At 66.3% G+C, this 24,666-nt stretch carries 25 protein-coding genes; 9 read left to right on the forward strand and 16 right to left on the reverse strand.

Annotation, left to right across the window (positions count from 1 at the left end):
• Nucleotides 1-55: 55 nt before the first annotated feature.
• Entirely contained in the window at nucleotides 56-448 is a 393-nt protein-coding gene (locus CAFEA_RS03605; RefSeq protein WP_034999546.1) for a hypothetical protein, read from the reverse strand.
• A gap of 27 nt (nucleotides 449-475) precedes the next feature.
• Here CAFEA_RS03605 and CAFEA_RS03610 point away from each other — a divergent pair, with 27 nt between their 5' ends.
• Nucleotides 476-1,390, forward strand: coding sequence for an ADP-ribosylglycohydrolase family protein (locus tag CAFEA_RS03610; RefSeq protein WP_063938332.1), 915 nt, complete (start codon nucleotides 476-478; stop codon nucleotides 1,388-1,390).
• Here CAFEA_RS03610 and CAFEA_RS03615 read toward each other — a convergent pair.
• A complete protein-coding gene (locus CAFEA_RS03615; protein ID WP_076589962.1) occupies nucleotides 1,376-2,437 on the reverse strand; it encodes an HNH endonuclease in 1,062 nt (353 codons plus the stop codon). The two genes, CAFEA_RS03610 and CAFEA_RS03615, sit on opposite strands and share 15 nt — an antisense overlap.
• A gap of 143 nt (nucleotides 2,438-2,580) precedes the next feature.
• Between CAFEA_RS03615 and CAFEA_RS03620 the strand changes: the two genes are divergently transcribed.
• From CAFEA_RS03620 to bioD, 4 genes are read left to right on the forward strand one after another with little or no spacing between them, the layout of a single operon-like run.
• Nucleotides 2,581-3,684, forward strand: coding sequence for a YihY/virulence factor BrkB family protein (locus CAFEA_RS03620; RefSeq protein ID WP_063938336.1), 1,104 nt, complete (start codon nucleotides 2,581-2,583; stop codon nucleotides 3,682-3,684).
• A 27-nt stretch (nucleotides 3,685-3,711) separates the two neighbouring features.
• On the forward strand, nucleotides 3,712-4,596 hold the full coding sequence (locus CAFEA_RS03625; RefSeq protein WP_063938338.1) for an SDR family oxidoreductase: 885 nt from the start codon (nucleotides 3,712-3,714) through the stop codon (nucleotides 4,594-4,596).
• Between the two features lie 48 nt (nucleotides 4,597-4,644).
• Nucleotides 4,645-5,910 (forward strand): adenosylmethionine--8-amino-7-oxononanoate transaminase, encoded by a 1,266-nt coding sequence (locus CAFEA_RS03630; RefSeq protein WP_063938340.1) that lies wholly within the window; start codon nucleotides 4,645-4,647, stop codon nucleotides 5,908-5,910.
• Entirely contained in the window at nucleotides 5,907-6,575 is a 669-nt protein-coding gene (bioD, locus tag CAFEA_RS03635) for a dethiobiotin synthase (protein ID WP_063938342.1), read from the forward strand. Before CAFEA_RS03630 ends, bioD begins: the two co-directional genes overlap by 4 nt.
• On the opposite strand, the gene CAFEA_RS03640 is transcribed toward bioD, so the two are convergent.
• On the reverse strand, nucleotides 6,562-8,193 hold the full coding sequence (locus CAFEA_RS03640; RefSeq protein WP_063938343.1) for a peptide chain release factor 3: 1,632 nt from the start codon (nucleotides 8,191-8,193) through the stop codon (nucleotides 6,562-6,564). The genes bioD and CAFEA_RS03640 overlap by 14 nt on opposite strands.
• A 47-nt stretch (nucleotides 8,194-8,240) precedes the next feature.
• Here CAFEA_RS03640 and CAFEA_RS03645 point away from each other — a divergent pair, with 47 nt between their 5' ends.
• Nucleotides 8,241-8,780, forward strand: coding sequence for an NADPH-dependent FMN reductase (locus tag CAFEA_RS03645; RefSeq protein WP_063938345.1), 540 nt, complete (start codon nucleotides 8,241-8,243; stop codon nucleotides 8,778-8,780).
• On the opposite strand, the gene CAFEA_RS03650 is transcribed toward CAFEA_RS03645, so the two are convergent.
• Together CAFEA_RS03650 and pth (CAFEA_RS03655) are read right to left on the reverse strand one after the other, a co-directional pair.
• Nucleotides 8,777-9,346, reverse strand: a complete 570-nt coding sequence (locus tag CAFEA_RS03650; RefSeq protein WP_063938347.1) for a DUF6891 domain-containing protein — start codon at nucleotides 9,344-9,346, stop codon at nucleotides 8,777-8,779. The two genes, CAFEA_RS03645 and CAFEA_RS03650, sit on opposite strands and share 4 nt — an antisense overlap.
• A gap of 10 nt (nucleotides 9,347-9,356) precedes the next feature.
• The gene (gene pth, locus CAFEA_RS03655; protein ID WP_063938350.1) at nucleotides 9,357-9,935 is read right to left on the reverse strand and encodes an aminoacyl-tRNA hydrolase; all 579 of its coding nucleotides are present in this window, start codon (nucleotides 9,933-9,935) and stop codon (nucleotides 9,357-9,359) included.
• A 16-nt stretch (nucleotides 9,936-9,951) separates the two neighbouring features.
• On the opposite strand from pth (CAFEA_RS03655), the gene CAFEA_RS03660 reads away from it, so the two are divergent.
• Nucleotides 9,952-10,824 carry a nitronate monooxygenase gene (locus CAFEA_RS03660; protein WP_143313253.1) on the forward strand — a complete coding sequence of 291 codons (873 nt, stop codon included), beginning with the start codon at nucleotides 9,952-9,954 and terminating at the stop codon, nucleotides 10,822-10,824.
• Nucleotides 10,825-10,847: 23 nt separating this feature from the next.
• Nucleotides 10,848-11,159, forward strand: coding sequence for a hypothetical protein (locus tag CAFEA_RS03665; RefSeq protein ID WP_063938354.1), 312 nt, complete (start codon nucleotides 10,848-10,850; stop codon nucleotides 11,157-11,159).
• Here the strand turns inward: CAFEA_RS03665 and CAFEA_RS03670 are convergent.
• From CAFEA_RS03670 to CAFEA_RS03715, 10 genes are all read right to left on the reverse strand, one after another.
• Nucleotides 11,156-11,950: a fumarylacetoacetate hydrolase family protein gene (locus CAFEA_RS03670; protein ID WP_063938356.1), complete on the reverse strand. Its 795-nt coding sequence runs from the start codon at nucleotides 11,948-11,950 to the stop codon at nucleotides 11,156-11,158. The genes CAFEA_RS03665 and CAFEA_RS03670 overlap by 4 nt on opposite strands.
• Before the next feature lie 5 nt (nucleotides 11,951-11,955).
• Nucleotides 11,956-12,507 carry an aminoacyl-tRNA hydrolase gene (gene pth, locus CAFEA_RS03675; RefSeq protein WP_063938456.1) on the reverse strand — a complete coding sequence of 184 codons (552 nt, stop codon included), beginning with the start codon at nucleotides 12,505-12,507 and terminating at the stop codon, nucleotides 11,956-11,958.
• 80 nt (nucleotides 12,508-12,587) lie between these two features.
• Nucleotides 12,588-13,235 (reverse strand): 50S ribosomal protein L25/general stress protein Ctc, encoded by a 648-nt coding sequence (locus tag CAFEA_RS03680; RefSeq protein WP_063938358.1) that lies wholly within the window; start codon nucleotides 13,233-13,235, stop codon nucleotides 12,588-12,590.
• A 134-nt stretch (nucleotides 13,236-13,369) separates the two neighbouring features.
• Nucleotides 13,370-14,704: an MFS transporter gene (locus CAFEA_RS03685; protein ID WP_063938360.1), complete on the reverse strand. Its 1,335-nt coding sequence runs from the start codon at nucleotides 14,702-14,704 to the stop codon at nucleotides 13,370-13,372.
• Nucleotides 14,694-15,710 carry a histidinol-phosphate transaminase gene (hisC, locus tag CAFEA_RS03690; RefSeq protein ID WP_063938362.1) on the reverse strand — a complete coding sequence of 339 codons (1,017 nt, stop codon included), beginning with the start codon at nucleotides 15,708-15,710 and terminating at the stop codon, nucleotides 14,694-14,696. The genes CAFEA_RS03685 and hisC overlap by 11 nt, the downstream gene beginning before the upstream one ends.
• Nucleotides 15,707-16,993 (reverse strand): amino acid permease, encoded by a 1,287-nt coding sequence (locus tag CAFEA_RS03695; RefSeq protein ID WP_082855709.1) that lies wholly within the window; start codon nucleotides 16,991-16,993, stop codon nucleotides 15,707-15,709. Before CAFEA_RS03695 ends, hisC begins: the two co-directional genes overlap by 4 nt.
• A gap of 66 nt (nucleotides 16,994-17,059) precedes the next feature.
• Nucleotides 17,060-17,506, reverse strand: coding sequence for a hotdog fold thioesterase (locus CAFEA_RS03700; RefSeq protein WP_063938364.1), 447 nt, complete (start codon nucleotides 17,504-17,506; stop codon nucleotides 17,060-17,062).
• Nucleotides 17,507-17,585: 79 nt separating this feature from the next.
• Nucleotides 17,586-18,563 carry a ribose-phosphate diphosphokinase gene (locus CAFEA_RS03705; RefSeq protein ID WP_063938366.1) on the reverse strand — a complete coding sequence of 326 codons (978 nt, stop codon included), beginning with the start codon at nucleotides 18,561-18,563 and terminating at the stop codon, nucleotides 17,586-17,588.
• A gap of 4 nt (nucleotides 18,564-18,567) precedes the next feature.
• Nucleotides 18,568-20,010 carry a bifunctional UDP-N-acetylglucosamine diphosphorylase/glucosamine-1-phosphate N-acetyltransferase GlmU gene (glmU, locus tag CAFEA_RS03710; RefSeq protein ID WP_076589952.1) on the reverse strand — a complete coding sequence of 481 codons (1,443 nt, stop codon included), beginning with the start codon at nucleotides 20,008-20,010 and terminating at the stop codon, nucleotides 18,568-18,570.
• A 60-nt stretch (nucleotides 20,011-20,070) separates the two neighbouring features.
• On the reverse strand, nucleotides 20,071-21,297 hold the full coding sequence (locus CAFEA_RS03715) for an MFS transporter (RefSeq protein WP_063938368.1): 1,227 nt from the start codon (nucleotides 21,295-21,297) through the stop codon (nucleotides 20,071-20,073).
• Between the two features lie 56 nt (nucleotides 21,298-21,353).
• Here CAFEA_RS03715 and CAFEA_RS03720 point away from each other — a divergent pair, with 56 nt between their 5' ends.
• Nucleotides 21,354-22,844 (forward strand): multicopper oxidase family protein, encoded by a 1,491-nt coding sequence (locus CAFEA_RS03720; protein ID WP_082855710.1) that lies wholly within the window; start codon nucleotides 21,354-21,356, stop codon nucleotides 22,842-22,844.
• Here CAFEA_RS03720 and CAFEA_RS03725 read toward each other — a convergent pair.
• Nucleotides 22,841-24,646: a hypothetical protein gene (locus tag CAFEA_RS03725; RefSeq protein WP_063938372.1), complete on the reverse strand. Its 1,806-nt coding sequence runs from the start codon at nucleotides 24,644-24,646 to the stop codon at nucleotides 22,841-22,843. The two genes, CAFEA_RS03720 and CAFEA_RS03725, sit on opposite strands and share 4 nt — an antisense overlap.
• Between the last annotated feature and the right edge of the window lie 20 nt (nucleotides 24,647-24,666).

Below are 24,666 nucleotides of genomic sequence, written 5' to 3' on the forward strand. Positions count from 1 at the left end.
ACCTGCCTCGCTAGTTGCGTGACACTCATTGGCTCGCGAGCTGAATCACACACGGCTACTCCACAATCAGGCCCAGGTGCAGCGCGGAAAGTTCGTGCTCGCCTGGGCCTTTCGGCAATTCAGCGAGCTCGCGGGCGGTCGCGGGCGTCACCGGAATGATCCACCCGAGCTTCGGGTCCAGCACCGGCACGGCCTCGCGGTCCACCGGCACGAAAGTGACGTCGCGTTCGCCTTCGTGCCGCAGCTGCACCGCGCCGCCTGCGGCGATGCGGTCGAGCGCGGCCACCGTGGTGGTCACGATGACCATCTTTTCCTCGGTGTCGGGGGAGAGTTTCGCGGTGTGCACCTCAAGCTTGTCGACGTCCAAAGGTTCAAACCGGTCCGGAAAATCCACCAACGGCGTGTGGCCGAGGCCGAGGAGTTGGCGCGCGCGACTGAGAAGTCCCATGTTGGCTGAGTGTATAAGGTGGCGGTCATGGACATGATGTCGCGCGCCCGAGGAGTGCTCTACGGCCAGTGCATCGGAGATAGCCTTGGGGCGCAGGTGGAGTTCTATAAGTCCGAAGACATCGCCGCCGAGTACCAAGGCGGGGTGCGCGAGATGCACGACGGCGGCTACTGGGGGCTGAAGGCTGGCCAGCCCACGGACGACACGGAGATGGCCATCGAGCTCATCGACGCCCTGCGCCGTGCTGGCGGGTTCGACGAGTCGGAGGCACTGGCCGGCTACCAGCGGTGGATGGCAACCGACCCGTTCGACGCCGGCAACACGTGCCGCAGCGCGCTGGAGCGCGGCGAGAAAGACCACGGGTCTCAGGCTAACGGGGCCTTGATGCGCATCAGCCCGCTCGCGGTTGCTTACGCAGGCAAACCCGAGGAAGCGGAACGCTTCGCCCGCGCCGACGCCGAGCTCACCCACCCGAACCCCATGACGGTGGCGGCTAACGCGGTGTACGCCGGTGCGCTCGCGGATGTGCTCGGGGGTGCGGACCCGCTGGAGGCACTGCGAACCCGCCTCGAGCGCGAAAACCTCGACCAGTACCGCGACGACCGTGCGATCGCCCGCGGCGACACCACAGCGACGTGGGAAACGCAGCTTCCCAACAATGGCGGGGGCTGGGTGTGCACCGCGCTCAACGCAGTCGTCTACCACGTCGCACAGGGCACCGACTTCGAGGAGGCGCTGGTGCAAACCATCGCGCTCGGCGGGGACACGGATACCAATGCCGCCATCGTGGGCGCATTTCTCGGTGGCGTGGTAGGGGAGCACTCCATCCCGCAGCGCTGGCGCGACGTCATCGACGTTATCGAGCCGCCGCTGGCCCACAACCGCCCGGAGCGCTACGTCCCGCGACCGTGCGATTGGGGTGAGGCGCTACTTGCCGAATAACAATTTCATCGCCCCGAACTGGTGGTACGGGTTCGGCACCGCATACCCCCTGGGTGAGACCCACACCGGCATCCCGCCGATGAAGCGCACGCGGCCGCGTTTGTTGATGTGCGCGTCATCGTCGTTCGTCCGGTTGTGGTACGGGCACAGCATGGCCAGGTTGTTCATGTTTGTCTCGCCGCCGTGCTTCCACGGCACGACGTGGTGCACTTCGCAGTGGTCGGCGGCGTGTCGGCAGTCGGGAACCAGGCACACCGGGGAGGTCGCCTTAGCCAGGATGCGCTGCTTCCAGTTGGCGTGGCGCTGTCCCGTATACAGGTTCACAGCGCCCTCCTCCGGGTGGAAGAGCGCGACCTGGAGAGTGTCGCCGACGAGGTGCTGCAGGCACTCGGCGCCGGTGATGGTGGTGCCGTCGGTCAGCCCCAGGATCGTCTCGTCGCCGTCGCCGTCGAGGATGCGGACGTAATCCTCGAGCGGCACCAGGATCAGTGGGGTGGGGGAGGCGGTGGGTACGCTGTCGCCGTCGCGAAGCAATGCGACAAAACGCTCGAGCATTTGCGGGCCAGCGGGTTTGGAGGTGTCGATGCCGCGGCGCAGGGCCGCTTCGAGGTCGGCGAGGAAGCGTTCGTCGAAGATGATGCGCAGCACCCGCTTGCCGTCAACGGACTTGGAAAAGGAGATCGAATCCTTCCGCGGCTTCTTTACCGCCGGGATCAGCTCTTTCGCGGCGCGTTCGAGCGACTTGTACCGCTTCGACGCCTTGAGCAGCGCCAGCCGCAAACGCCACCGCGTGCCCTCGTGCGTGATGGGCTTGAGCCGGCGCTCGATCATGGCGAGCTGCTCCACGGAAAATTCCCCTTCGCGGGCCCTGTTCAATGCTTTGCGTTGCTGCTTGACGTGTCTCGTACGGCCGAAATACACCTTCTCCAGCTGCTGCCAGGCGGTGGCGGTGGTCGGGTTCATGCCGATAGAAAGTGCGGTGTCACGGTCAAAATGTTCAAGGTGGTCAACGGTCGGGCGGTTTTGGACGAAGTGTTGGAAGCTCATGCCGGCAAAAGTAAACGCAAAAAGCAACCCCGCAAGCCCCGATAAACGAAATCTGTGGACAACCTTCCTCCGGGGTCCGGGTTATCCACAGATTTGCGACACCAGGGAACCGGGGTGGCTCGCGCCCGTTTACAGTGGTTGACATGGCAGAAAAGGGCACCTCTTACCGCGCTGAGCTGGTCATGCCGTACGGCACCGGCGACGTGGTCGTCTCCCCGCACGACTACTCCTCCCCGCTGGGCACCCGGCTGTCGCGCGCCGGCTGGAAGTCGGTGCTGCGCCGCATCGTCACTGACTTTGCCAACGACGCCATGGTGGATCGCGCAGCCGCGATGACGTACTACACGCTGCTGTCGGTTGCGCCGATACTGCTTGCGTCGTATTCCATTTTCAGCCTGCTCATGCCGCGCGAGGAGGACGCCCCGGATTCGCTGCTCGCCGAACTGATCCGCTCGTATGTGCCTGCGGAGTTGCAGGAAGATGCGCTGGCGCTGGTGCTGTCGATTGTCGGGACGCCGTCGCAAAGCACGATTGCCCTCGTGGTCTCTGTGCTGATCTCGCTGCTGTCGGCGTCGGGCTACGTGCGGTCGTTTTCGCGTAACGCGAACCTGATGTACGGCCGCACTGAAGGCCGCCCGATTGTGGTGACGTGGGCGACGATGTGGCTGGTCACTCTCGTGCTCGTCATCGGCGCGGTGGTGATTATTTTGGGCGCGCTGCTTACCGGCGGCATCGTCAACGCCGTCCTCGGACCCCTCGCACGTCCGCTGCAGCTGGAGGACGAGCTGGAGTACCTCACCTCGATTTTCCTGCCTGTGTGGGACTACCTGCGCGGCCCCGTGATCGCGGTGGTGGCAGTTGCGCTGGTCAGCGTGCTCTACCACTTCACCCCGAACGTGCGGCCCGGGCGGTTCCGGGTGCTGACGCTCGGCTCGGCGCTGGCGCTCACGGTGGCCAGCGCGCTGTGGGTGGGTTTCGGCTGGTATCTGAAACTGGTCGGCGTGCGTAGCACCTACGGCGCGTTCGGGACGGTGCTGGCGGTGCTGGTGCTGGTGTGGACGATGAACGTGGTGCTGTTGATGGGCGTGAAAATCGACGCCGAGGTGCTGCGCGCCAAAGAACTTCAGGCGGGGATGGATTCGCGCCGTTGCATTCAGGCGCCTCCGCGCTCCAGCATGGGCGCTGCGGGGCGGCTACAGATGCGGCGCTGGACTGATCGGGCAGCGGATGAAATCTTGGACGGATGATCACAAACCCGCCGGTAGGGTGGCACCATGGCACTGATTGATCCCCGCACAAAGTACCCGTCCGAGTTCCCCGCCGAGCCGCGCCAGAACAACCCCGGCCTGGACGTGCAGATGGCAACCGAGCCCGATCTGGGGCAGGACTCCTACGCCGGCTCCGGCAAGCTCGAGGGCCGACGCGCACTGATCACCGGCGGCGACTCCGGCATCGGCGCCGCCACCGCCATCGCATTCGCCCGCGAAGGTGCGGACGTGGCCATCTCCTACCTGCCGGAGGAGCAGGAAGATGCCGACCGCATCGTGAAGCTCATCGAGGACGCCGGCCGCAAGGTGGTAGCCATCCCTGGCGACCTGCAGGAGCTGGACAACTGCATCTCCGCTGTGGAAAAGACCGTCGAGGGTTTAGGTGGCATTGACATCCTTGTCAACAACGCCTCGCGCCAGGTGTGGAACGACGGGCTGCTCAACATCTCCGACGCCGATTTCGACGCCACTATGAAGACCAACATCTACTCGGCCTTCCGCGTGACCAAGGAAGCGGTCAAGCACATGGAGCCGGGCTCATCGATCATCTTCTCCACCTCTATCCAGGCGTACGAGCCATCCAAGGAGCTGCTGGACTACGCCATGACGAAGGCTGCGTTCAATAACTTGGCCAAGGGGCTGTCGGGCGAGCTGTTGCCGTCGAAAGGTATCCGGGTCAACGCGGTTGCGCCGGGGCCGATCTGGACCGTGATCCAGCCGGCGGAGGGGCAGCCGAAGGAGGTCGTGGACAACTTTGCCCAGGACTCCGACATCGGCCGCCCGGGCCAGCCCGCGGAACTGGCGGGCGCGTACGTATTCCTCGCCTCCGAGGCGGCGTCCTACATCTCCGGCGAGACGCTCGCAGTGACCGGAGGTGCGCTGACCCCGTAGGGTTGAACACCGTTCAAAACTAGCGGTGAGCTGCTATGGTTCGTGTGCATGAACCCACGCGAGATCGCCGACATTGACGCTGCCCACATCTGGCACCCCTATGCGGAACCAGGGCAGTTCACCTACCCCGTCGAAAGCGCTAAGGGCCCATGCATCGCACTTTTCGACGGGCGCGTGCTCATCGACGCCATGTCCTCCTGGTGGGCCGTCATCCACGGCCACTGCAACCCGCGTTTGGTCTCGGCGGCGGAGGCGCAGATTGCGAAGATGAGCCACGTCATGTTCGGCGGGCTCACCCACGAGCCGGCGGCGACGCTGACGAAACGCCTGCTGGAGTTGACCGGCGGGGCGTTTTCCCAGGTGTTCTACTCCGACTCAGGCTCGGTGTCGGTGGAGGTCGCGATGAAGATGGCGCTGCAGTACGCCATCGGGCAGGGGCACCCGGAGCGCACCACGTTTTTGACCTGGCGCTCCGGCTACCACGGCGACACGTTCGCCACCATGAGCGTGTGCGACCCGCAAGGCGGCATGCACGCGATGTGGGGCGACGCGCTGAAACCGCAGGTGTTTGCCCCCGCGCCGCCGGTGCGCGGCGCATCGGCCGGCGAGCATGCGGCGTATTTGGACGAGTTCGCACGGCTGATCACACCGGAGATCGCCGGCGTGATCGTCGAGCCAGTGGTCCAGGGCGCCGGCGGCATGCGCTTTCACGACCCCGAGTTGCTGCAGGGGCTACGCCAGCTTTGCGACGCCTCCGGCATCCCCCTCATCGCCGACGAAATCGCCACCGGGTTCGGCCGCACCGGCCAGCTGTTCACCACCCTGGACAACGGCGTCGTGCCCGACATCATGTGCGTAGGCAAGGCGATGACCGGCGGGTTTATGACACTCGCAGCCACCCTGGCCATCGAGAAAATCGCCTCGGGGATGGAGCCGCGCGCGCTCATGCACGGCCCGACGTTTATGGCCAACCCGCTCGCCTGCGCGGTGGCGGCCGAGTCCGTTGCCATGGTGGCGGAGGGGAAGTGGCGCGACCAGGTCGCGCGGATCGAAGCGGAGCTCGAGCGTGGCCTTCGCCCGCTGGCGGACATCCCGGGCGTGGGCGATGTGCGTGTGCTTGGCGCCATCGGCGTGGTCGAGCTCGAACACGATGCGCCCATGCGCGAAACCACCGAAGCCGCCATGGCAGAAGGCGTCTGGATCCGCCCATTCGGTCGGCTGATCTACACCATGCCGCCCTACATCTGCACAGAAGAAGAGATTGCCCAGATCTGCCGGGGCATTGCGGCAGCAGTCAAGGAGGCCACGAAATGATCATTGCGGTAACCGGCACCAACACCGACGTGGGCAAAACGGTGGCCACCGCCGCGATCGCAGCCGTGCTCAAACGCCGCGGCTTCGACGTGGTGGCCGCCAAGCCCATCCAGACGGGCGAGGAGGCGGGGCAGGGGGATGCGTCAGCCGTCGCAAAGCTTGCTGGCATCGAGACGTTCGAGCGGTGGCGCTACCCGGAGCCCCTCGCCCCGAACCTCGCCGCGCGGCGCGCCGGGATCCAGACGCCGAGCCTGGACGAAGTCACCGAGTGGATCCGCAGCCTCGACGCCCCGGAGCGCGTGGTGCTGGTGGAAGGCGCCGGCGGGCTGCTCGTGCGGCTCGCGGACGACTACACCCTCGCCGACATCGCCAAAGCCACAGGCGCGCCGCTCGTGGTGGTCACCTCGCTGGGGCTGGGCAGCCTGAACCTCGCCGAGCTGACCTGCGTCCACGCCCGCGCGACGGGACTGGAGGTGCTGGGGCTCATCGGCGGCAGCATGCCGGACAACCCGAACCTGCCCACGCGCCTCAACGTCGAAGAGATGCCGGAAGTCACCGGCGCCGAGTACTGGGGCCACCTGCCGGAAGGCTGCGGGCGACTCAGCCAAGACGAGTTCGCCGACGTGGCCTGGGATGCGATCGGGGCGCGAGTTAGTCCGCGATGAGCGGCTCGATGGTCAGCTCCGGGTGCTCTTTTTCCACGAACGCGAGCTTCCACTTGTCGCCGAACAGGGCGATGAGCTCGCCGTCGGTGCGGGTGAAGATTTCCACGCCGCGCTGACGGCCCAGCTCCGGCGCGGACTCCGCGTCGGTGCGGCGCGCCACCGAGTACGGGATCGGCTCGGTGACGGTCTCGACGTTGTACTCGTTTTCCATGCGCGCCTGCATGACCTCGAACTGCATCGGGCCGACGGCTGCCATGACGGGGGCGGCGTCGCCGCGGGCATCGTTGCGCAGGATCTGCACCACGCCCTCGGCGTCCAGCTGGTCCAGCGCTTTGCGGAACTGCTTGTACTTGCCCAGCGACTTCGCGCGCAACGTGCGGAAGTGCTCCGGCGCGAACTGCGGCATCGGTGGGAACTGGACCTTCTTGCCGGCATAAATCGTGTCGCCGGGTGCCAGCGCGCCGGCGTTGACCAGGCCGATGATGTCGCCCGGGTACGCCGTCTCCACAGTGTCGCGGTTGCGGCCGAACACCGTCAGCGCGTACTTCGTGGAAAAGCTGCGCCCGGACTGCGCGTGCGTGACCTGCATGCCGCGGTCGAACTCGCCGGAAACCACGCGCATGAACGCCAGGGTGTCGCGGTGGTTTTTATCCATGCCAGCCTGAACCTTAAACACCACGCCGGAGAAGTCGTCGCCGACCTCGCGCTGCTCGTCCATCGCAGTGGTGGACGCCTCGACGGCCTTCGGGTCGGACGCGCGGCCCTCGGGCGCGGGGGCGATGGCGCACAGCGTGTCCAGGATCTGGTGCACGCCGAAGTTCAGCATCGCGGAGGCGAAGATGATCGGCGAGGTGATGCACTGTTCGAAGAGTTGCTGGTCGTGAACGGCGCCGTCTTCAAGCAGAAGCGACGCCTCCTCGACGGCGGTCTCCCACACGTCGCCTTCCTTCGCCTCCGCCTCGTCGGGGGAGTAGTGCTCCTCCGGGGCGATGGTGGAGCCGCCGGCGGTGCGCGTGAAGTGCACATATCCGTCGATGTCGCCGTCGCGGGAGACGTGCGCCAGCCCGCGGAAATCGCCTGCCTCGCCCACTGGCCAGTACAGCGGAGTCGGCTGCAGGTCGATCTCGGAGACGATCTCGTCGACAAGCTCGAGCGGCTCGCGGCCCACGCGGTCCCACTTGTTAATCACGGTGACAATCGGCAACCCGCGCGCCTTGCACACGCGGAAAAGTTTCAGGGTTTGCGGCTCGAGGCCTTTGGCTGCGTCGATAAGCATCACTGCGGCATCGACGGCGGAAAGCACACGGTAGGTGTCCTCGGAGAAGTCCGCGTGGCCCGGCGTGTCCACCAAGTTGACCACGTACGGCTCGCCCTCGTGGCCGTCGGGGGCGTACTCGAACTGCAGCGCCGAGGAGGCGACCGAGATGCCGCGGTCTTTTTCCATCTCCATCCAGTCCGACACGGTGGACTTGCGGTTGCCCTTGCCGTGCACCGCTCCGGCCTCCGAAATCACGTGCGCGTGCAGCGCCAGCGCCTCCGTAATCGTCGACTTACCGGCGTCCGGGTGGGCGATGACGGCGAATGTGCGGCGGCGCGCGGCCTCGGAAACGGTACTCATAAGCAGCTAGCTTATCGACGCACCTCCGGCCAAGTACAGTCGTGTCCATGACAACAATCGGAGTGTTTCTCGGATCCGTACGCACCGGCCGCATCGGCGAAGATGTCGGCGCCTGGGTGATGGACGCCGCCGCCGAGCGCGACGCGGACTACCGCCTGCTCGACCTGGCCGATTTCGACGTGCCGCACCTGACCGCCGAGGTCGTGCCTGGTGCGGCGAACAAGCAGTACGACGACCCGGTGGTAACCCGCTGGTCCGAGGCGGTGGACGCCTGCGACGGGTTCGTCTTTGTAACGCCCGAGTACAACCACTCCATCCCGGGCACGATGAAAAACGCCTTCGATTCGCTCTTCGGCGAGTGGGCTGGAAAGCCCGTGGCGTTCGTGGGCTACGGCGGCGACGGCGGCGTGCGCGCGGTGGAGCACTGGCGCCAGATTGTGGCGAACCTGTCCATGCGCGGCATTCGCAACCAGGTGGCGCTGGACATTTTTGGCGAGGACGTTGAAGACGGCGAGCTCGCCCCGCGCGAGGACAAGCAGGCGGCGCTCACGCGCGCGCTGAGCGACCTGGAGGCCGAGCTGGGCTAGTCCGCCAGCGGGAGCTCGAACTTCAGGCCCTCGCATGTGATGCGCCCGGGCTGCTTGCCGTTCCACTCGGGCGTGAAGCCGACCTCCTCGAGCGCTTTGACGACCGCCCGGCCGATTTCGGCGTCGGACTCGTCGCCGGGGTTGTCCAGGGAGCTGAAGCCGAATAGGAGTTCGCCGGTGTGGATGACGCTGTCGATGTCCTGCATGGTGCAGTAGGCGTAGCCTTTATGGCCGTCTTCGCGGGCGACGTCGGCGCCGTCCTCGGCGGCCTCGCCCATGTCGTAGCCCTCGTCGAAGGAGAAGGCGAGATCGCGCTTGGCCAGGGCGTCGCGCAGCGCGTCGATGCGTTTGGCATCCTCGGAGGCTTCGGGGACTAAGCGGGCGTATTCGTCCCGGACCTCCTCGAAGACGGACACGGGGACCCCGTCGTCCTCGAGTCCGGCGGTGATCATGTCTGCGCTCCAGCCGTGGCAGAGCTGCAGGGAGATTGCGCTGGTGGTCTCGTCGGGTTCAAAAAGGCCGGGTGCGGGCGGGTACTTGCTGTCGAACATGGCGTGGTGTGTCATGCCCCACACGCTACCGTGCGGCGTGGATCACATTCTGGGTCTTGCCCAGGCCTTCGCTGATAATCAGCTGCGAGGCTTCGGCGGCGAGCGCGACCTGGGCGGAAATGTCACCCTCGATGGGGGAGAGCACCCAGTCCGGCACCGCCACACCTTTCGGCGGGCGCCCGATGCCCATGCGCACACGCAGGTAGTCGCGGGTGCCCAGGTGTTCGGTGATGGACTTCAGCCCGTTGTGGCCGTTTTCGTTGCCGCCGAGTTTCACGCGCACTTTCCCGGCGGGCAGGTCCAGCTCGTCGTGCACCACGATGATGCGCTCCGGCGTAACCCCCAGGGCCTGGGCCAGCGGGCCGACGGCCTCGCCGGTGGTGTTCATGTACGTCGTGGACCGGGCGTAAGCCACGCCGTCGCGCACCTGCACATGGGCTTTGATGCCGGGCACCGGCTTGAGCTGGTCGGCGAGCTCGTCGAGCGCCATGTACCCCACGTTGTGCCTGGTGGCGGCGTATTTCGCACCCGGGTTGCCCAGCCCCACCACGAGCCACTCCGCCTCCAGTGTGGGTGTGCGTTTGCGCCTGAAGAATCCGAACATGATGCATACTTTAGCCATGGACTTTCCACGCGTAGTCGCAGCGCCCATGGCCGGCGGGCCGTCCACGCCCGCGCTCGTCAACGCGGTGAGCTTCGGGTTCATCGCACTCGGCACCTGCACCGCCGTCCAAGCACGCGAGTGGCTCGCCGCGTGCGAGCCGCCGTTCGGCGCCAACCTGTTTGTGCCGCAGCGCGAGCCTTTGCTTGACGACGTCCTCACGCTCGCCGGCCGCCTCCACCAAAAAGTCCCGGACGTCTCCTCCGATTACGCGGAGAAGTTCGCGCTCGTTCTTGACGCCGCGCCGGCCGTGGTCTCGTCCACGTTCGGTTGCTTCACCGAAGCCGAGATCGCCCAACTGCACGCCGCGGGCTCGGAGGCGTGGGCGACGGTAACCAACCCGGTCGAGATCGCCGAGGCGCAGCGCAGGGGCGTCGACGGCATGATCGTCCAGGGCCCGCGCGCCGGCGGCCACCGCGCAACCTGGGACCAGCACGACGATCCCGATCAGCGCCCGCTGGAGGAGCTGCTCGCGCTCGCGGACGGTCCGGTGATCGCGGCGGGAGGGGTGCGGGGACCGGAGGACGTCGCCAAGCTTGATGCCCCCGTCGCCTGCGGCACCGCGTTCTTGCTCGCCGACGAAGCCGGCACCAGCGCGCGCAACCGCGACCTGCTGCGCACGGACACGCCCGCGGTGGTCACCCGCGCGTTTTCCGGGCGGTGGGCGAGCGGGGTGGAAACCGCCTTCACCCGCGAGCACCCGGACCTGCCGCCGACCTACCCGTACCTACGCCCCATGACCAGGGACAACGACTACTGCCTCGTTGGCGCGGACCGCGGCGAGCTCATGGCAGCCCCAGCGCGCGAGATCGAGCGGATGCTAACGCCGTAGCCGGCCGGGGCGATGTTTTAGGTATGAAACTTTCCAAGATTGCCATCGCCACCGCAACCACCGGCGCGCTTGCGATGGGCGCGCTCGCCCCGGCCGCTCCCGCCGCGCCTGCCGAAAACGACCGCGCGTACAGCGGCAGCTCCTGGGGGCTGTACAGCTTCCTCATGACCAACATCATGAACGGGCTCGACCAGATCAACGGCGGCGCGGACAGGCACCCGACCGAGAAATTCGGTGGGGTCATGCTCAGCGCGTTGCCGCTGGCGATCCTGCTGTTCCCGCTGCAGATGATCGCCGAGGCTGAGGTCCGCCTGCTGGACCGCTTGGGCGTCTAGTACACCCGCGTCGTGTTCTCGATCGCGCCCAAGCCCTCGATTTCCACGCGCACGGTGTCGCCGTCGGCGAGGTAGCGCTTCGGCTCGCGGGCGTGGCCCACGCCGGCGGGCGTGCCGGTGGCGATGACGTCGCCGGGCTCGAGCGGGTAGAGATGCGAGATGAACTCCACCAGCTTCGCCGGGGTGAACACCAGATCGTCGGTGGGGGCGTGCTGCATCACCTCGCCGTTGACGGTGGTGGTGATCGCAGGGCCCGGCTGCCACTCGGTGTCCAGCCACGGGCCGAAGCCGGCGGTCTTCTCCAGCGATTTGCCCTGATGCCACTGCTGCGTGCGCTTTTGAAAGTGGCGCTGGGTGTAGTCGTTGATCACCGAGTAGCCCGCGATGTGCTCCGCGCCGTCTATGGCGTGGCGGGCGCGGGTGCCGATGATGACCGCGAGCTCGCCCTCGAAATCGAGCGTGTCGGCGTTGAAGCTGGGCACTTCGGCGTCGTCGTAGGCGCCGATGAGCGCCTCCGGGTACTTGATAAACAAGGTGGGCACATCGGGTTGCTCGTGGCCCATCTCCGCGATGTGCTTGGCGTAGTTCAGGCCGACGCAGATGATCTTGCCAGGCCGCGGGATCACCGGCGCGAGGTCGCCAGGGGCGAAGGTGATCTCCTCGCCTTCGTCGAAGGTGCCGTCGCGCAACAGCTTGCCGACGTCCTCCGCGCCCAGCTTGACCGCCCTATTGTCATCGGTGATGCGCGCGGCGGTGGTGGTGTCTCCGGTTCTGATCGTGGCAAGTTTCATGCGCGCTAGCCTATCGCGCGCAGGATCTCATCCGCCGCGTCCGCCGACGCGATAGCCAGATCCACCTGCTCTTTCGCGCTGAATGGTTTGAGCACGTAGTCCGCCGGCGCCATCCTCCCCGGCGGGCGGCCGATGCCCACCGCCACCTTGTTATACGGCTTGCCGCCTAAAGATTTCGTGATGGACTTCAACCCGTTGTGCCCGTGGTCGCCGCCGCCGAGGCGCAGCTTCACCTCGCCGAGCTCCAAGTCCAGCTCGTCGTGCACCACGTACAAATCGGCCGGCTGCACGCCGAAGTAATCCATCAACGCTTTGACGGGGCCGCCGGAGACGTTCATGAAAGACTGGGTGCGGGCGATGACCGCATGGTCGTCGTCAAGCAAGCGCCCCTTCGCCAGCTCGGCGATCTCCGTGTTCGTGCGCTTGTGCACCGCAAGCTGCGCCGGCATGGGGGTCGCGCGGCCGAGCAGTTCCTCCACGACGAACACGCCCGCGTTGTGCCGCGTGGCGGCGTACTGCGGGCCGGGGTTGCCAAGGCCGACGATCAAGATAGTCACGCCCACGAGGATAACCCACCCGAGAATGCGGAAAACCCGCCGCCGCGGCAATGCGGGGGCGGGTTTAAGCAGGGGAGGGTTTACTCCTCGCCCTTCTCCTCAGCCGGAGCGTCGGACTCGGCGCCGGCCTCAGCGCCGCCTTCCTCAGCCGCCTCGGCCTCAGCTTCGAGGTCCTCGTCAACCTGCTCGTAGGTGACGTTGACGATGAGGGTCTCTGCATCGGAGATGAGCTCTGCGCCTTCCGGCAGCTTGACATCGGTTGCGTAGAGAGCGTCGCCGATCTCCTTGCCCTCGATGGACACGGTCAGCTCGTCCGGGATGGACAGCGCGTCGATCTCGATCTCGACGTAGTCGGTCTCCTGCAGCACAACTGCGCCCGGAGCGGCCTCGCCCTCCATGACAACCGGGACCTCGACGGTGACCTTCTCGCCGCGCTTAATGCCGAACAGGTCGATGTGGTCGATGTCCAGGGTGATCACGTTCTGGTCGATGTGCTTGACCATGGCCATCAGCTTCTCGCCGTCGAGCTCGAGCTCGACGATGGCGTTGGCGCCGTCGTTACGCACGATCGCGGTCATCTCGATGAGGTCGACCGCGAAGTGGATGTTCTCGATGCCCTTTTCGTACAGGACACCCGGGATCTTGCCGTCGCGGCGCAGACGGCGTGCGGAGCCTTTGCCGAACTCCTCGCGACGCTCACCCTTGATGACGGTGGGGGTAATAGCCATGTTGTACTCCTTCGTGTGTGAAGGGCCACAGGCCTTGCCTGCGACCACTAAACGGATATGTGCTCGTCGAGTGATCGCAAAAGGATCTCAAAATCGCGTCGATAACGGCCCTTTAAAGGCCCTCGCCGAGACTGCTACAGGGTAGCAGCCGGTTTCTGCCACACAAAATGCCCGCCCGCCTGGGCTTCCTCGTACTCGTGCCCCAACGGGATGCCGCCGCGTTCGCGCATCAGCAGCGTGACCACGAAGCCCGTGACCGTCGCGGCCATCAAGTACACGGTGATCGCGGTGGTGCCGCCCGTCGCCTCGCGCAGGGCAGCGGCGATGGTGGGGGCGAACGCGCCACCCAGGATCGCGCCGAGCGCGTAGGAGATGGACGCGCCGGACGCGCGGATGGAGGCGGGGAAGAGCTCGGCGTAGAACGCGCCGATCTCGCCGTAGGTCAGGCCGAGGCCGACGGTGAGGAAGACCAGCGCCGCGGTGATCTTCGGTAGCGACCCGGTGTCCACAAGCGGGAACAGTACCGCCACGCCAACGGCCTGCACGACGAAGCCGATTAAAAGCGTGCGGCGGCGGCCGATGATGTCGGAAACCCAACCGGCGAACGCGGTGGTGCACAGCCAGGTGGCGGCGGAGGCCGTCACGGCCCATAAAATGTCGCCGCGCTCGATCGCCAGCCCGGCCGGGTCGGTGGCGTAGTTCTGGATGTAGCCGCCGGTGGTCATGTAGCCCACCGTGCCGTTGGCGGCGAAGATCAGTGCTGCAGCGACCACGAGCCCGGCGTGGCGCTTGAACAACGACCCGACCGGGTTTTTCGCGCCGACCTCGCGCATCTGTTCCACCACGGGCGATTCCTCCACGCCGGTGCGGATCCACCAGCCCAAAAATGTCAGCCCGATGGACAGCATAAACGGCACGCGCCAGCCCCACTGCAAAAACGCCTCGCCGGGGGCGATCATGGTCATCAGCGCCAGCACGCCGGAGGACAGCAGCAGCCCCGCTGGCACGCCCACCTGGGGCCCGGCGCCGTAGAGGCCGCGCTTGTTGGTCGGCGCGTGCTCCACGGCCAAAAGCACGGCCGAGCCCCATTCGCCGCCGGCGGAGGTGCCCTGCAGGATACGCAGCAGCACCAGGGCGGCCGGCGCGAACCAGCCGGCGGTTTCGTAGGTGGGCAGCAGCCCGATCAGCGCGGTGGCGGTGCCCATGGTGAACAGCGTGACCATGAGCACGCCGCGGCGCCCCAGCCGGTCGCCGAAGTGACCCGCCAGCACCGCGCCAAGCGGCCGGAACAAAAATGACAGGCCGACGGTGAGGAAGCTGACGATCGTCGCCGCCGCGGGCCCGAGCGGGCCGAACATGACCTGGTTGAACACCAGTCCGGCGACGGCGGCGTAGAGGAAGTAGTCGTACCACTCGATGGCGGTGCCGATGGTCGTGGCCGCGATGACGCGGCGTTGCTCACTGCGCACGGCTGAAAGCCTCTAAAAGTGCGTCGGTTTCCTCCGCGTTAGTCACCGTCACGCGGATGCCCTCGGGGAAAGCGCGCACCAGCACGCCTTCCGCGGCCAGCCGGTCCGCCAACTCCTGGCCGGCGCCGGGCAGCCACACAAAGTTCGCTTGGCTTTCTGCGAGCCCAAGCTTCTCGACGACACGGCTCCGCTCGGCCACGGTGCCGTCAATACGCGCACGCAGTGCTTCCTGCGCCTCGAGCGAGGCGAGTGCCGCCTCCTGCGCCACCGCGCTGACAGAAAAGGGGATGGAAACTTTATTCAGTGCCTCGATGATCGGCCGCGGGCCGAATGCGTAGCCGATGCGCGCGCCGGCCAGCCCGTACGCCTTGGAGAAGGTGCGAAGCCCCACCACGTTGGGGTAGCGGGTGATCACCTCAGTGGCGACAGGCGTGTCGGCGGCGTGGTTGTACTCGAAATATGCCTCGTCGAGCACGACGAGCACGTCCGCAGGCACCTCGTCCATGAAAGCGGCGAACTCGGCGCCTGTGATTGTGGTCCCAGTCGGGTTGTTCGGGTTGCAGATGAAAATCAGCTTGGTGCGGTCGGTCACCGCGGCGGCTAGTGCCGGCATGTCCAGCCTGTCGTCGCTGCCCAGCGGCACGCGTACCGGGGTGGCGCCGACGACCTGGACGAAGATCGGGTATGCCTCGAAGCTGCGCCAGGGGAAGATCACTTCGTCGCCGGGCTGGGCCGCAATGGACACCAGCTGCTGGCACAAGGCGGATGAACCGGCGCCGAGCGCGACCTGCTCCGGCGCCACCCCGAGGTGCTCGCCAAGTGCCGCGCGCAGCTGCAGCGCCCCGATGTCCGGGTAGCGGTTGATCTCGCCGAGCGCCTTGCGCATGGCGTCGAGCACCGGCGGCAGCGGGCCCTCGGCGCACTCGTTGGAGGACAACTTGATGGCGCGCTCGTCGCGCACGCCAGGGACGTACGGGGGAATGGCCTCGAGGTCGGGGCGGATCATTCGCGGCTCCTCTGCGTGGTCAGTGAGATCAGGCCCAGCACGATAATCCAGCCGGTCAGCGTGGCCAGGCCCATCCGGTATTCCGGAAGAATACCCATCAGCACGAGCACGAGGATGAAAAACGCGATGCAAATCCAGTTGGCCGCCGGGTACAGCGGCGCCGCAAATGTCGCGCTCTTGGAGGTTTTGCGGAAGTTCAAGTGCGATATGCAGATGCCCGCCCAGGTGATCAGCTCGGTGCCGACGATGATGGCGAGCAGCACCGCGAAGATTTTGCCTTCGAAGAAGAAGTTCAGGATGACGACGGTGCCCATCAGCGCGGCGTCGAAAAGCAGAGCTTTGGTGGGCAGCCCCTTCGCGCTGGTGGCGGCGAACGCGCGGGGCGCTTGGCCGTTGCGGGCGAGGTCGCGTAGCATGCGCGCGCCCGAATACGTCATGGTGTTGAGTACCGAGAACACCGCCACCACGATGACCACGTTGAGCGCGGTGGCCGCCGGGCCGAAACCGACACCGGAAAGCACGCGGATGAACGGACTTTCATTCGATTCCTGCTCGTTCCACGGGGCGAGCAGCAGGATGGTGCCGATGCCCCCGAGGTAGAACACCAGAATGCGCCACACCACGGAGTTCACGGCGCGCGGGATCGCGGACTTCGGGTTGTCCGCCTCGCCGGCGGCGGTGCCGATGGACATGATGCCGCCGAATGTGAACGTCACCGCCACCAGAGCGAACAGCACGCCGGAGATGCCGTTGGGCATAAACCCGCCGTGGTCGGTGATGTTGGAAAACCCGATCGCCTCGTCCGGCCCCAAGCCGAGCACGAGCGCGAACCCGAGCACGATCATGATCACGAGTGCCGCAACTTTGATGAGCGACAGCCAGTATTCCGTCGTGGCGAACACCCGCACGTTGAACAGGTTGAGCGCGACCACCAGCAGCAGCGTCACCAGTGCGGTGACCCAGTGGGGCAGGGCGGGGAACCAATAGTCCAAGAACGTGCCCATGGCGGTCAGCTCCAGCATGCCCACCACGACGGTGGTGAACCACCAGTTCCAGCCGGTGATGAAGCCGGCCACCGGCCCGATGAACGCGCGCGAGTACGCGGCGAAGGAGCCGGAGACGGGGTGCTCGACCGCCATCTCGCCGAGCATGCGCATGAGGAGGTACACGATCGCGCCGACGAGCGCGAAGGAGATCAGTACCGCGGGCCCGGCGTACTGGATTGATCCGGCGGAGCCCAAAAACAGGCCCGTGCCTATCGACGAACCAAAGGCAATCATCATCAATTGCCTACTTTTGACGCTCCTGTGCAGGCCCTGTTCTTGCAGGCTTTGGTTCTGGCTCAAGGTTTAGTTTCCTGTCGGTGGTCGTGTAGTGGTGCGGGACATACCTCGGAATTCGGCGATGGCGGTGTCGCCGTCGTAAAGCGTGACGTCCGAAAGCCCGTTGCGCCCCCACGTGTGGCGTTCGCGCGCAACACCGCGGATGGTGTGGCCCATTTTCGCGGGCGCGAGGAAGATGATCTCGGACTGTGCGCTCACGGTCGGGTCAGTGCGCCGCGAGTTGCATGCGCCGCCGAACAGCGCGTCGGCGAAGGTGAACAGCACGCCGCCCTGGCACACGCCGAAGCCGTTGGCGTGGCGCGCCTCAACTGTGAACTCGCCCTCGGCCAAGCCAGGCTCGAGGCGTGTGATGGTCGCGCCGAGGTACTCCAGGGTTGCGTCGTTGTCGAACATGGACTTCGCGTGCTCGAGGTCGGGGGTGAAATCCACCGACGGGGCGTAGCGCTCGTACATCCTTTTTCCTTCCCGTATGCGTGAAGCCGGGGCAGCGCAAGTGCTGCCCCGGCTGTCGTGGTCCGGCGAACCGTGGCGGTTACGCCTGGCCCTCGAATAGGGTGGTCACGGAACCGTTTTCAAAGATCTCGTGGATCGTCTTAGCCAGAAGCGGCGCGATCGACAGCACCGTGAGGTTGCTCCAGCCTTCGGTGTCCTGCGGCAGGGTGTCGGTGGTGATGACTTCCTCTGCGCCGCAGTCGCTGAGGCGCTCGCGGGCCGGGTCGGAGAACACGCCGTGGGTGCAGGCGATGACCACGGACTTCGCGCCGGCCTCTTTGAGCACGCCGACGGCGCCGGCGATGGTGCCGCCGGTGTCGATCATGTCGTCCATGAGGATGCAGTCCTTGCCGTCGACGTCGCCGACGACGCGGTTGGACACGACCTTGTTCGCGGCGTCGATGTCGCGGGTCTTGTGCACGAACGCCATCGGGGCGTCGCCGAGCATGTTGGCCCACTTCTCGGCCGACTTCACGCGGCCGGCGTCGGGGGAAACCACCACGAGGTTGTCCAGCGGGTACTTGGACTTAATGTAGCCCACCAGGATCGGCTGGGCGTGCATGTGGTCCACCGGGCCGTCGAAGAAGCCCTGGATCTGGTCGGTGTGCAGGTCCACGGAGACGATGCGGTCCGCGCCGGCGGCGGTGAGCAGGTCTGCAATCAGGCGGGCGGAGATCGGTTCGCGGCCGCGGTGCTTCTTGTCCTGGCGGGCGTAGGGGTAGAACGGCAGGATCGCGGTGATGCGCTTGGCGGAGCCGCGCTTGAGCGCGTCGATCATGATGAGCTGTTCCATCAGCCACTTGTTCAGCGGCTGGGCATGGGACTGCATGACAAAGCAGTCGGCGCCGCGGACGGACTCTTCGAAGCGGATGAAGATCTCGCCGTTGGCGAAGTCGCGCGCGGTGGTGGGCACCAGCTCGATGCCGAGCTCCTTGGCCACAGCTTCTGCGAGGGCCGGGTGGGCGCGGCCGGTGAAGACCTTGAGGTCTTTGTGGCTTTCGGTGGAGTAACCAGTCATGTAATTAACCCTCTCGCTTCGCGTTTTTTGCTGCTTCAGCCGCGTCAGTGCCCGGGCGGCGGTCTTCCACCCAGCCTTCGATGTTGCGCTGGCGGCCTTCCTTGATGGCCAGCGCGCCGGCGGGCACATCTTCGGTGACCACTGTACCCGCGCCGGTGTAGGCACCATCACCGATGTGCACCGGTGCGACGAACATGGTGTCGGAGCCGGTGCGGCAGTAGTCGCCGATGGTGGTGTGGTGCTTGTTTACGCCGTCGTAGTTGGCAAACACGGAGCTTGCGCCGATGTTGGAGTGCTTGCCCACGGTGGCGTCGCCGATGTAGGTCAGGTGTGGCACCTTGGAGCCTTCGCCGATCTTGGCGTTCTTGGATTCGACGAAACCGCCGAGCTTGCCGCGGGCGCCGAGTTCGGTGCCGGGGCGGATGTAGGTGAACGGGCCGACGGTGGCTTCCTCGCCGATGACGCCGAGTTCGCCCTGGGTGCGCACGACGGTGGCGCGGGCGCCGACTTCCATGTCGGTCAGGGTGGTGTCGGGGCCGATTTCGGCGCCGTCGCCGATGGCGGTGGAGCCCCACAGCTGGGTGTTCGGGTGGATGAGAACGTCGCGGCCGATTTCCACCTCGACGCCGATCCAGGTGGTGTCCGGGTCGATCACGGTCGCACCGCCTCGCATCGCCTTCTCGACGAGCCTGCGGTTGAGCTCCTTGCCAGCCTCCGCCAGTTGCACTCGGTCGTTCACGCCGGCCAGTTCGCGTGCGTCGGGGGCGGTAAAGGCGGTGACCCGGAGGCCGTCGCCACGCGCGATGCTCAGCACATCGGTGATGTAGAACTCGCCCTGGGCGTTGTCCGGGGTGACGCGCGTGAGGGCGTCGCGAAGTACCTTGCCGTCGAAGGCGAACACACCGGAGTTGACCTCGCGGACGGCGCGCTGCTCGTCGGTGGCGTCCTTTTCCTCCACGATCTCGAGGACGTCGCCGGCCTCGCCGCGGATGATGCGGCCGTAGCCGGTGGGGTTGTCGAACTCGAGCGAGAGCACGGTGACCGCGGCGTGCTCGGCCTCATGCTTTTCCACGAGCGCCTGCAGGGTCTCCGGGGTGAGAAGCGGCACGTCGCCGTTGGTGACCACCACGGTGCCGTCGAAGTCCGGGATGGCGGACAGGCCCACCTGGACGGCGTGGCCGGTGCCGTTTTGCTCCTCCTGGATTGCCTGGCGGATCTCCACGTGCATCTGCTCGGCGATCTGCTCCACGGCCGGGGCGACCTGGTCGCGCTGGTGGCCGACAACCGCAACCAGGTGGTTGGGATGCACACCGGCGGCGGCGTGCAGGGAGTGGGACAGCAGGCTACGCCCGCCGATCTCGTGCAGCGTCTTCTGGCGGTCGGACTTCATGCGGGTTCCGGCGCCGGCCGCAAGCACGACAACGGCACGTTCGAAGTGGGTAGGCACTCGAATGCTCCTTGTTTTATGGGATTTGTAGCGGGTTTTTGTCGGCCACAAGCATAACGCCTAGGAGGCGGCCGCCGAGACTTCTTTCAGGTTCCGCGCGCCGACAACACCGGCGTAGCCCACAACGGCCAGGAAGATCAGCGCCGCCTGCGGCCCGAGCACCGCAATCGCGGAGGACACCGCGCCGACGACGAGGAGGACCACGCCCATCACCGTGTTGGAAGCGCCGGTGATCATGGTGCGCTTGTCGCCGTCGGCCATATCCACCAGGTAAGTCTTACGGCTCACGCGCACCGCGGTGTGGGCGAGGTTGACCAGGAAAAAACCCAGTGGCATGACCCAGGCGTTCACCGCAGAAGGCGCCAGGCGGGCGCTTGCGACAAGGGCCACGATCACGGTCGAGGCCACGCCGGCGGCCCAGGCCATCGTGCTTTTCGACGACCTATCGGAAAGCTTGCCCGACACCCTGCCACCCAGCAGCGACGCGCCGCCGGAGGCGATGATGAATGCGCCCAGGCCCGTCAGGTCCGCGCCCTCATCGCCGGCCATCACCACGATGAACGGGGTGGAAAGTGCGGTGACCAGCATCAGCGAGCGCACCACCAGGAACTTCTGCAGGTCCCGGTCGCCCTTAACCAGCGCCCACATTTCCTTCATACTCTGGCCGTCGTTGGACTCCGGTTCGGCTTCCGGCTCGTCGATGCCACCGAAGACCAGCGACGCCAGCGCCCACGTCAAAGCGCCCACGGCGAGTAGCGCGGCGATTGTCCACTGCGGCAGGTTGTTCGGCAAAAACGTCAGCAGCAGGCCGATTGCGAGCGTGAACGCGCCGGCCAGGGCGGTGGCGCGGCCGGTGATGCTGCCGCGGCGGCCCTTGGAAATCGTGCGCCCCTGCACGTCCTTGCCCGCCAGCGAGCACAACGAGCGAAACAGCGCATGGGCGGCTAGAAGGATCAGGATGACGGCGCCGAGCGGAGTGCCGTCGAGAAGCAAGGCGCTGAGCGCAATGAGACCTGCGGCGATGGCTTGGCCCCACGAACCGATGAGCCACACGCGCTTGCGGGAGCGCTTCGAGGTCACCCACGGGCTCAAAAACGCCTGCGGCAGCATCGAGCCGGATTCGCGGATGGGCACGAGAAACGAGGTCATCACCGCCGGCACGCCCGCGGCGCCGAAGAGCCACGGCAGCACCGTTTTCGGAGCGACGAGCTGGTCGCCGATGTTTTGCAGGCCGTTGGACCAGACGAACCGGCGTGCGTTGCGTTCCTCGCGTTGATCGTTAGACATACAGCGGATAGTAGGGTCGAAAGAGAGTATCAGCGAACCGGGAGGCGGACATGGCAATGAGCAGACGCACATTCTTCAGGGGCACACTTCTTGCGACGGCGGCGCTGGCCGCAGCAGCCACGGGTACGGCCTGCTCGACGTCCTCGCAGACGAAACCGCTGGGCGCTGACGAAAAGGCGCGCCCGCTTCGCATCCCGCCGCTGTACGAGGGCGAGCTCGACGGCAACGTGCGCCGCTTCGAGCTGACCGCGCAGGAGGGCGAGTTCGAGATCGTGCCCGGCATGATGACCAAGACCTGGGGTTTCAACGGCCCGTACCAGGGCCCGACGCTGTACATGCGCCGCGGCGAGGAAATCGACATGACGGTGCACAACGAGCTGCCGGAGCCGACGGTTGTGCACTGGCACGGCCTGCACCTTCCAGCCACCGCCGACGGCGGGCCGGCGCTCATGTTCGACCCTGGTGAGTCCTGGTCGCCGTCGTGGACCGTGGACCAGCCGGCGGCGACCTGCTGGTACCACCCGCACCCGCACGAAAAGTCCGCCGTCCACGCCTACCGCGGACTGGCCGGGGGCATCGTGCTTGACGACGACGATTCCGCCTTCCCCGGCCTCCCCAACGACTACGGGGTAGACGACATCCCCGTGATCATCACTGACGCCAATTTCACCGAGGACGGCCAGCTGGACGAGGACAACGGCTGGGTCGGATCCACCGTGATGGTCAACGGCATGACCAAGCCGCGCTTCGAGGCGACCACCCGGCGCGTTCGCCTGCGCGTGCTCAACGGCGCGACGATGCGTTTCCACCACCTGTCCTTAGGCAAGCCGTTCCACGTGGTGGCCACGGACCAGGGCTTCCTGGACGCCCCGGTCGAGGTCGACGGCGTGCTGCTCAGCTCCGGCGAGCGCGTGGAGATCGTGGTGGACTTGGAACCGGGCAAGGACTTGATGCTGCGCAGCGACGGCCTCCCGGATTTAGGTGGCATGCCGGATAAGGAAACCGCAGAGATGTTCGGCTTCACCGACAAGTTCGACCTGCTCGAGATCGCAGCGCCGGCCGAGGACGCCCCCGAGGTGCCCGAGCTCGCGGATTCGCTGGTGCCGTTCGAGGTGCCTGATGCGGAGTCTGTGGAGGTGGAGCGCGAGTTCCGTCTCAACGGTGTGGAAATCAACGGCAAGACCATGGACATGACGCGCGTGGACTTCACCGTGGACCACAAGGGCCCGGAGATCTGGCACGTGACCAACGAGAACGACGACATGGCCCACAACTTCCACATCCACGACGCGCGCTTTGCCGTCATCGGTGTGGAAAACGGCGAGTTGGAGTTCACCACCGGCTGGCACGACACCATCACCGTCCCGCCGCTGGCCACGGTGAGCCTGCTTGTGCAGATGGGCTACTACCCGGACCCGAGCCTGGCGTACATGTACCACTGTCACATGCTCAACCACGAAGACAGCGGCATGATGGGCCAGTTCGTCATCGTCGAACCTGGCCAGGAGGCGGACCTGGATCTTCCGGCCGGCCCCGGAGGGCACTAGCCGCGCACGTTGTGGCCGATGACTGCTGGCAGGAGCAGGGGAGCGTCGCCGAGCAGCGCCTTGAGGTTGCCGTCGCGCTCCACCGCACTGGTGACAGTGCGGACCTTCGAACCGGACTTGTCGCGCCCGCGACCCCGGTTCGCGCCAGCCGCCATAGGGCCCGCAGCGAAGGCGCCGCCTCGCGCGCCGTGGGCGTTGTTGCTTGCCGCACCGTTCGCCCCAGCGGCGGCGTAGGACGAGCCCGCGCCGCTGCCGCCAGCGCCTGCACCACCGATACCTGGGCGCATGCCGTTGACACCTTGCCCCGTTCCGGAGTGTGATCCGGCTCCAGCGTTGAACCCAGCACCTGCCCCCGTCCCAGCGCCGCGGCCAGCACCCGGCGCGGCACCGAAACCGCGGCCGTTAGCGAAGCCGCTACCGGCACCGCTGCCGGTAGTGACAGCGCCGCCTGAACTGGGGCGGGCGTTGTTGGCGAGCCCTGCGCTATTGCTTCGACCAGACGCTGCGCTGCGGCCACCTGCGACGGCGTTGCCCGGCGCGAGGCCAAGTCCCGCCGCACCGGTGCCGGCGTTGGCGGGGCTTGCGGCCGCGTTGGTGTGCGGCGTGCCGCTGAAACCGCTGATGGTCGGGGTGGCGGTGTTGACAGGGGAGGCGGGAGTGCTCGTCGACAAGCTGCCTGCTGCTGACGGGGCAGGCGGGGCGAGAACCGCCGAAGCAGACTGGGTGGGAGCCGCGCCCGCGGCGATGCGCTCAAAGGTCTCAGGGGTGGGGCGGCCGTATTGCTGGATGACCTCCGCCGGCGACTTCGCGTGTGCGAGGTCGCCATAGCCGCGGCTGGTCAAAACCTCCTGGAGCCCGGGCGGCAGTTCAGTCGGCGTATACGACGTGGTGGCCGGGGCGGGCACGTCGGTGCTGGCGTACGGCGTCGACGGCAGCTTGCCTGCCTCGGGCAACAGGCGGTTAAACGCTGGAATTGCCGGCTGGAGCCCCGAGGGGACGCGGACGGAGTACGACCCGAGATAGTCCGACTCGATCTGCCGTTTGATCTTCGGATCCTCCGCCGCGGCGTAGGCAGCTGCGGCGGCCGCCGCGTACATACTCTCCGAGTCCGCCGTCATGCCGAGCGCCTCCGTGTGGTTGGCGAGCGAACGCGAGTTCGCCACGTATTCCAAGCCCGCATTCTGAATCTGCGTGAGCTTTTTCATCGCCTCTTGGATCCAGACAGTGTCCGCCGACGAACTCAAAGCGTGGTGGACCCCGTTGAGCTCATCCATGGCATCCGCGATGAGCTGAGCGTTGGAGTTCCAAAAATCCGACGCCGAGTACGCCAACGACGTATTGGTGAGGTTCAGATTCATTTCTGCGCCGAGCAACGACGTCTCCGACGCGGAGGATACGGCTGTGTTGTCGAACGTTTGGGTCTCCGGGTCCGCGGCTTTGAGCTGCTGGAACCCCTGGGAGTACATCGGCGTTAGCGCCTGAGCTGAATGGCCGAGCGGTGCCAGCAGCGAGCCCATCATCCCGGAGAACGACTCATCCGTCTGCTGCGTGTTGGTCAACGCCAGCCACAGGTTGTCTGCGGTGTGCTTCAGATACAGCGCGATAGCCTGGTTGGCCTCCGGTGCTCTCTCATCCCCGATCGGGCTGAGGCGCTCGCCCGCCTCATCCAAGCCTCCCGCGTTGGAGAACCCGGAGAGGGATGCCAGTTGTTTGCCACCCTGCCCCCTTATCACCGTCTTAGCTACTGAGCGAAGTTGGTCGATTGCCTTTTCGACCTCGGCTGAATCCAGTTTCAGAATCATTTGTTCCCCCTGCGTATGAA

This window comes from Corynebacterium afermentans subsp. afermentans, from assembly GCF_030408355.1.
GTDB lineage: Bacteria > Actinomycetota > Actinomycetes > Mycobacteriales > Mycobacteriaceae > Corynebacterium > Corynebacterium afermentans.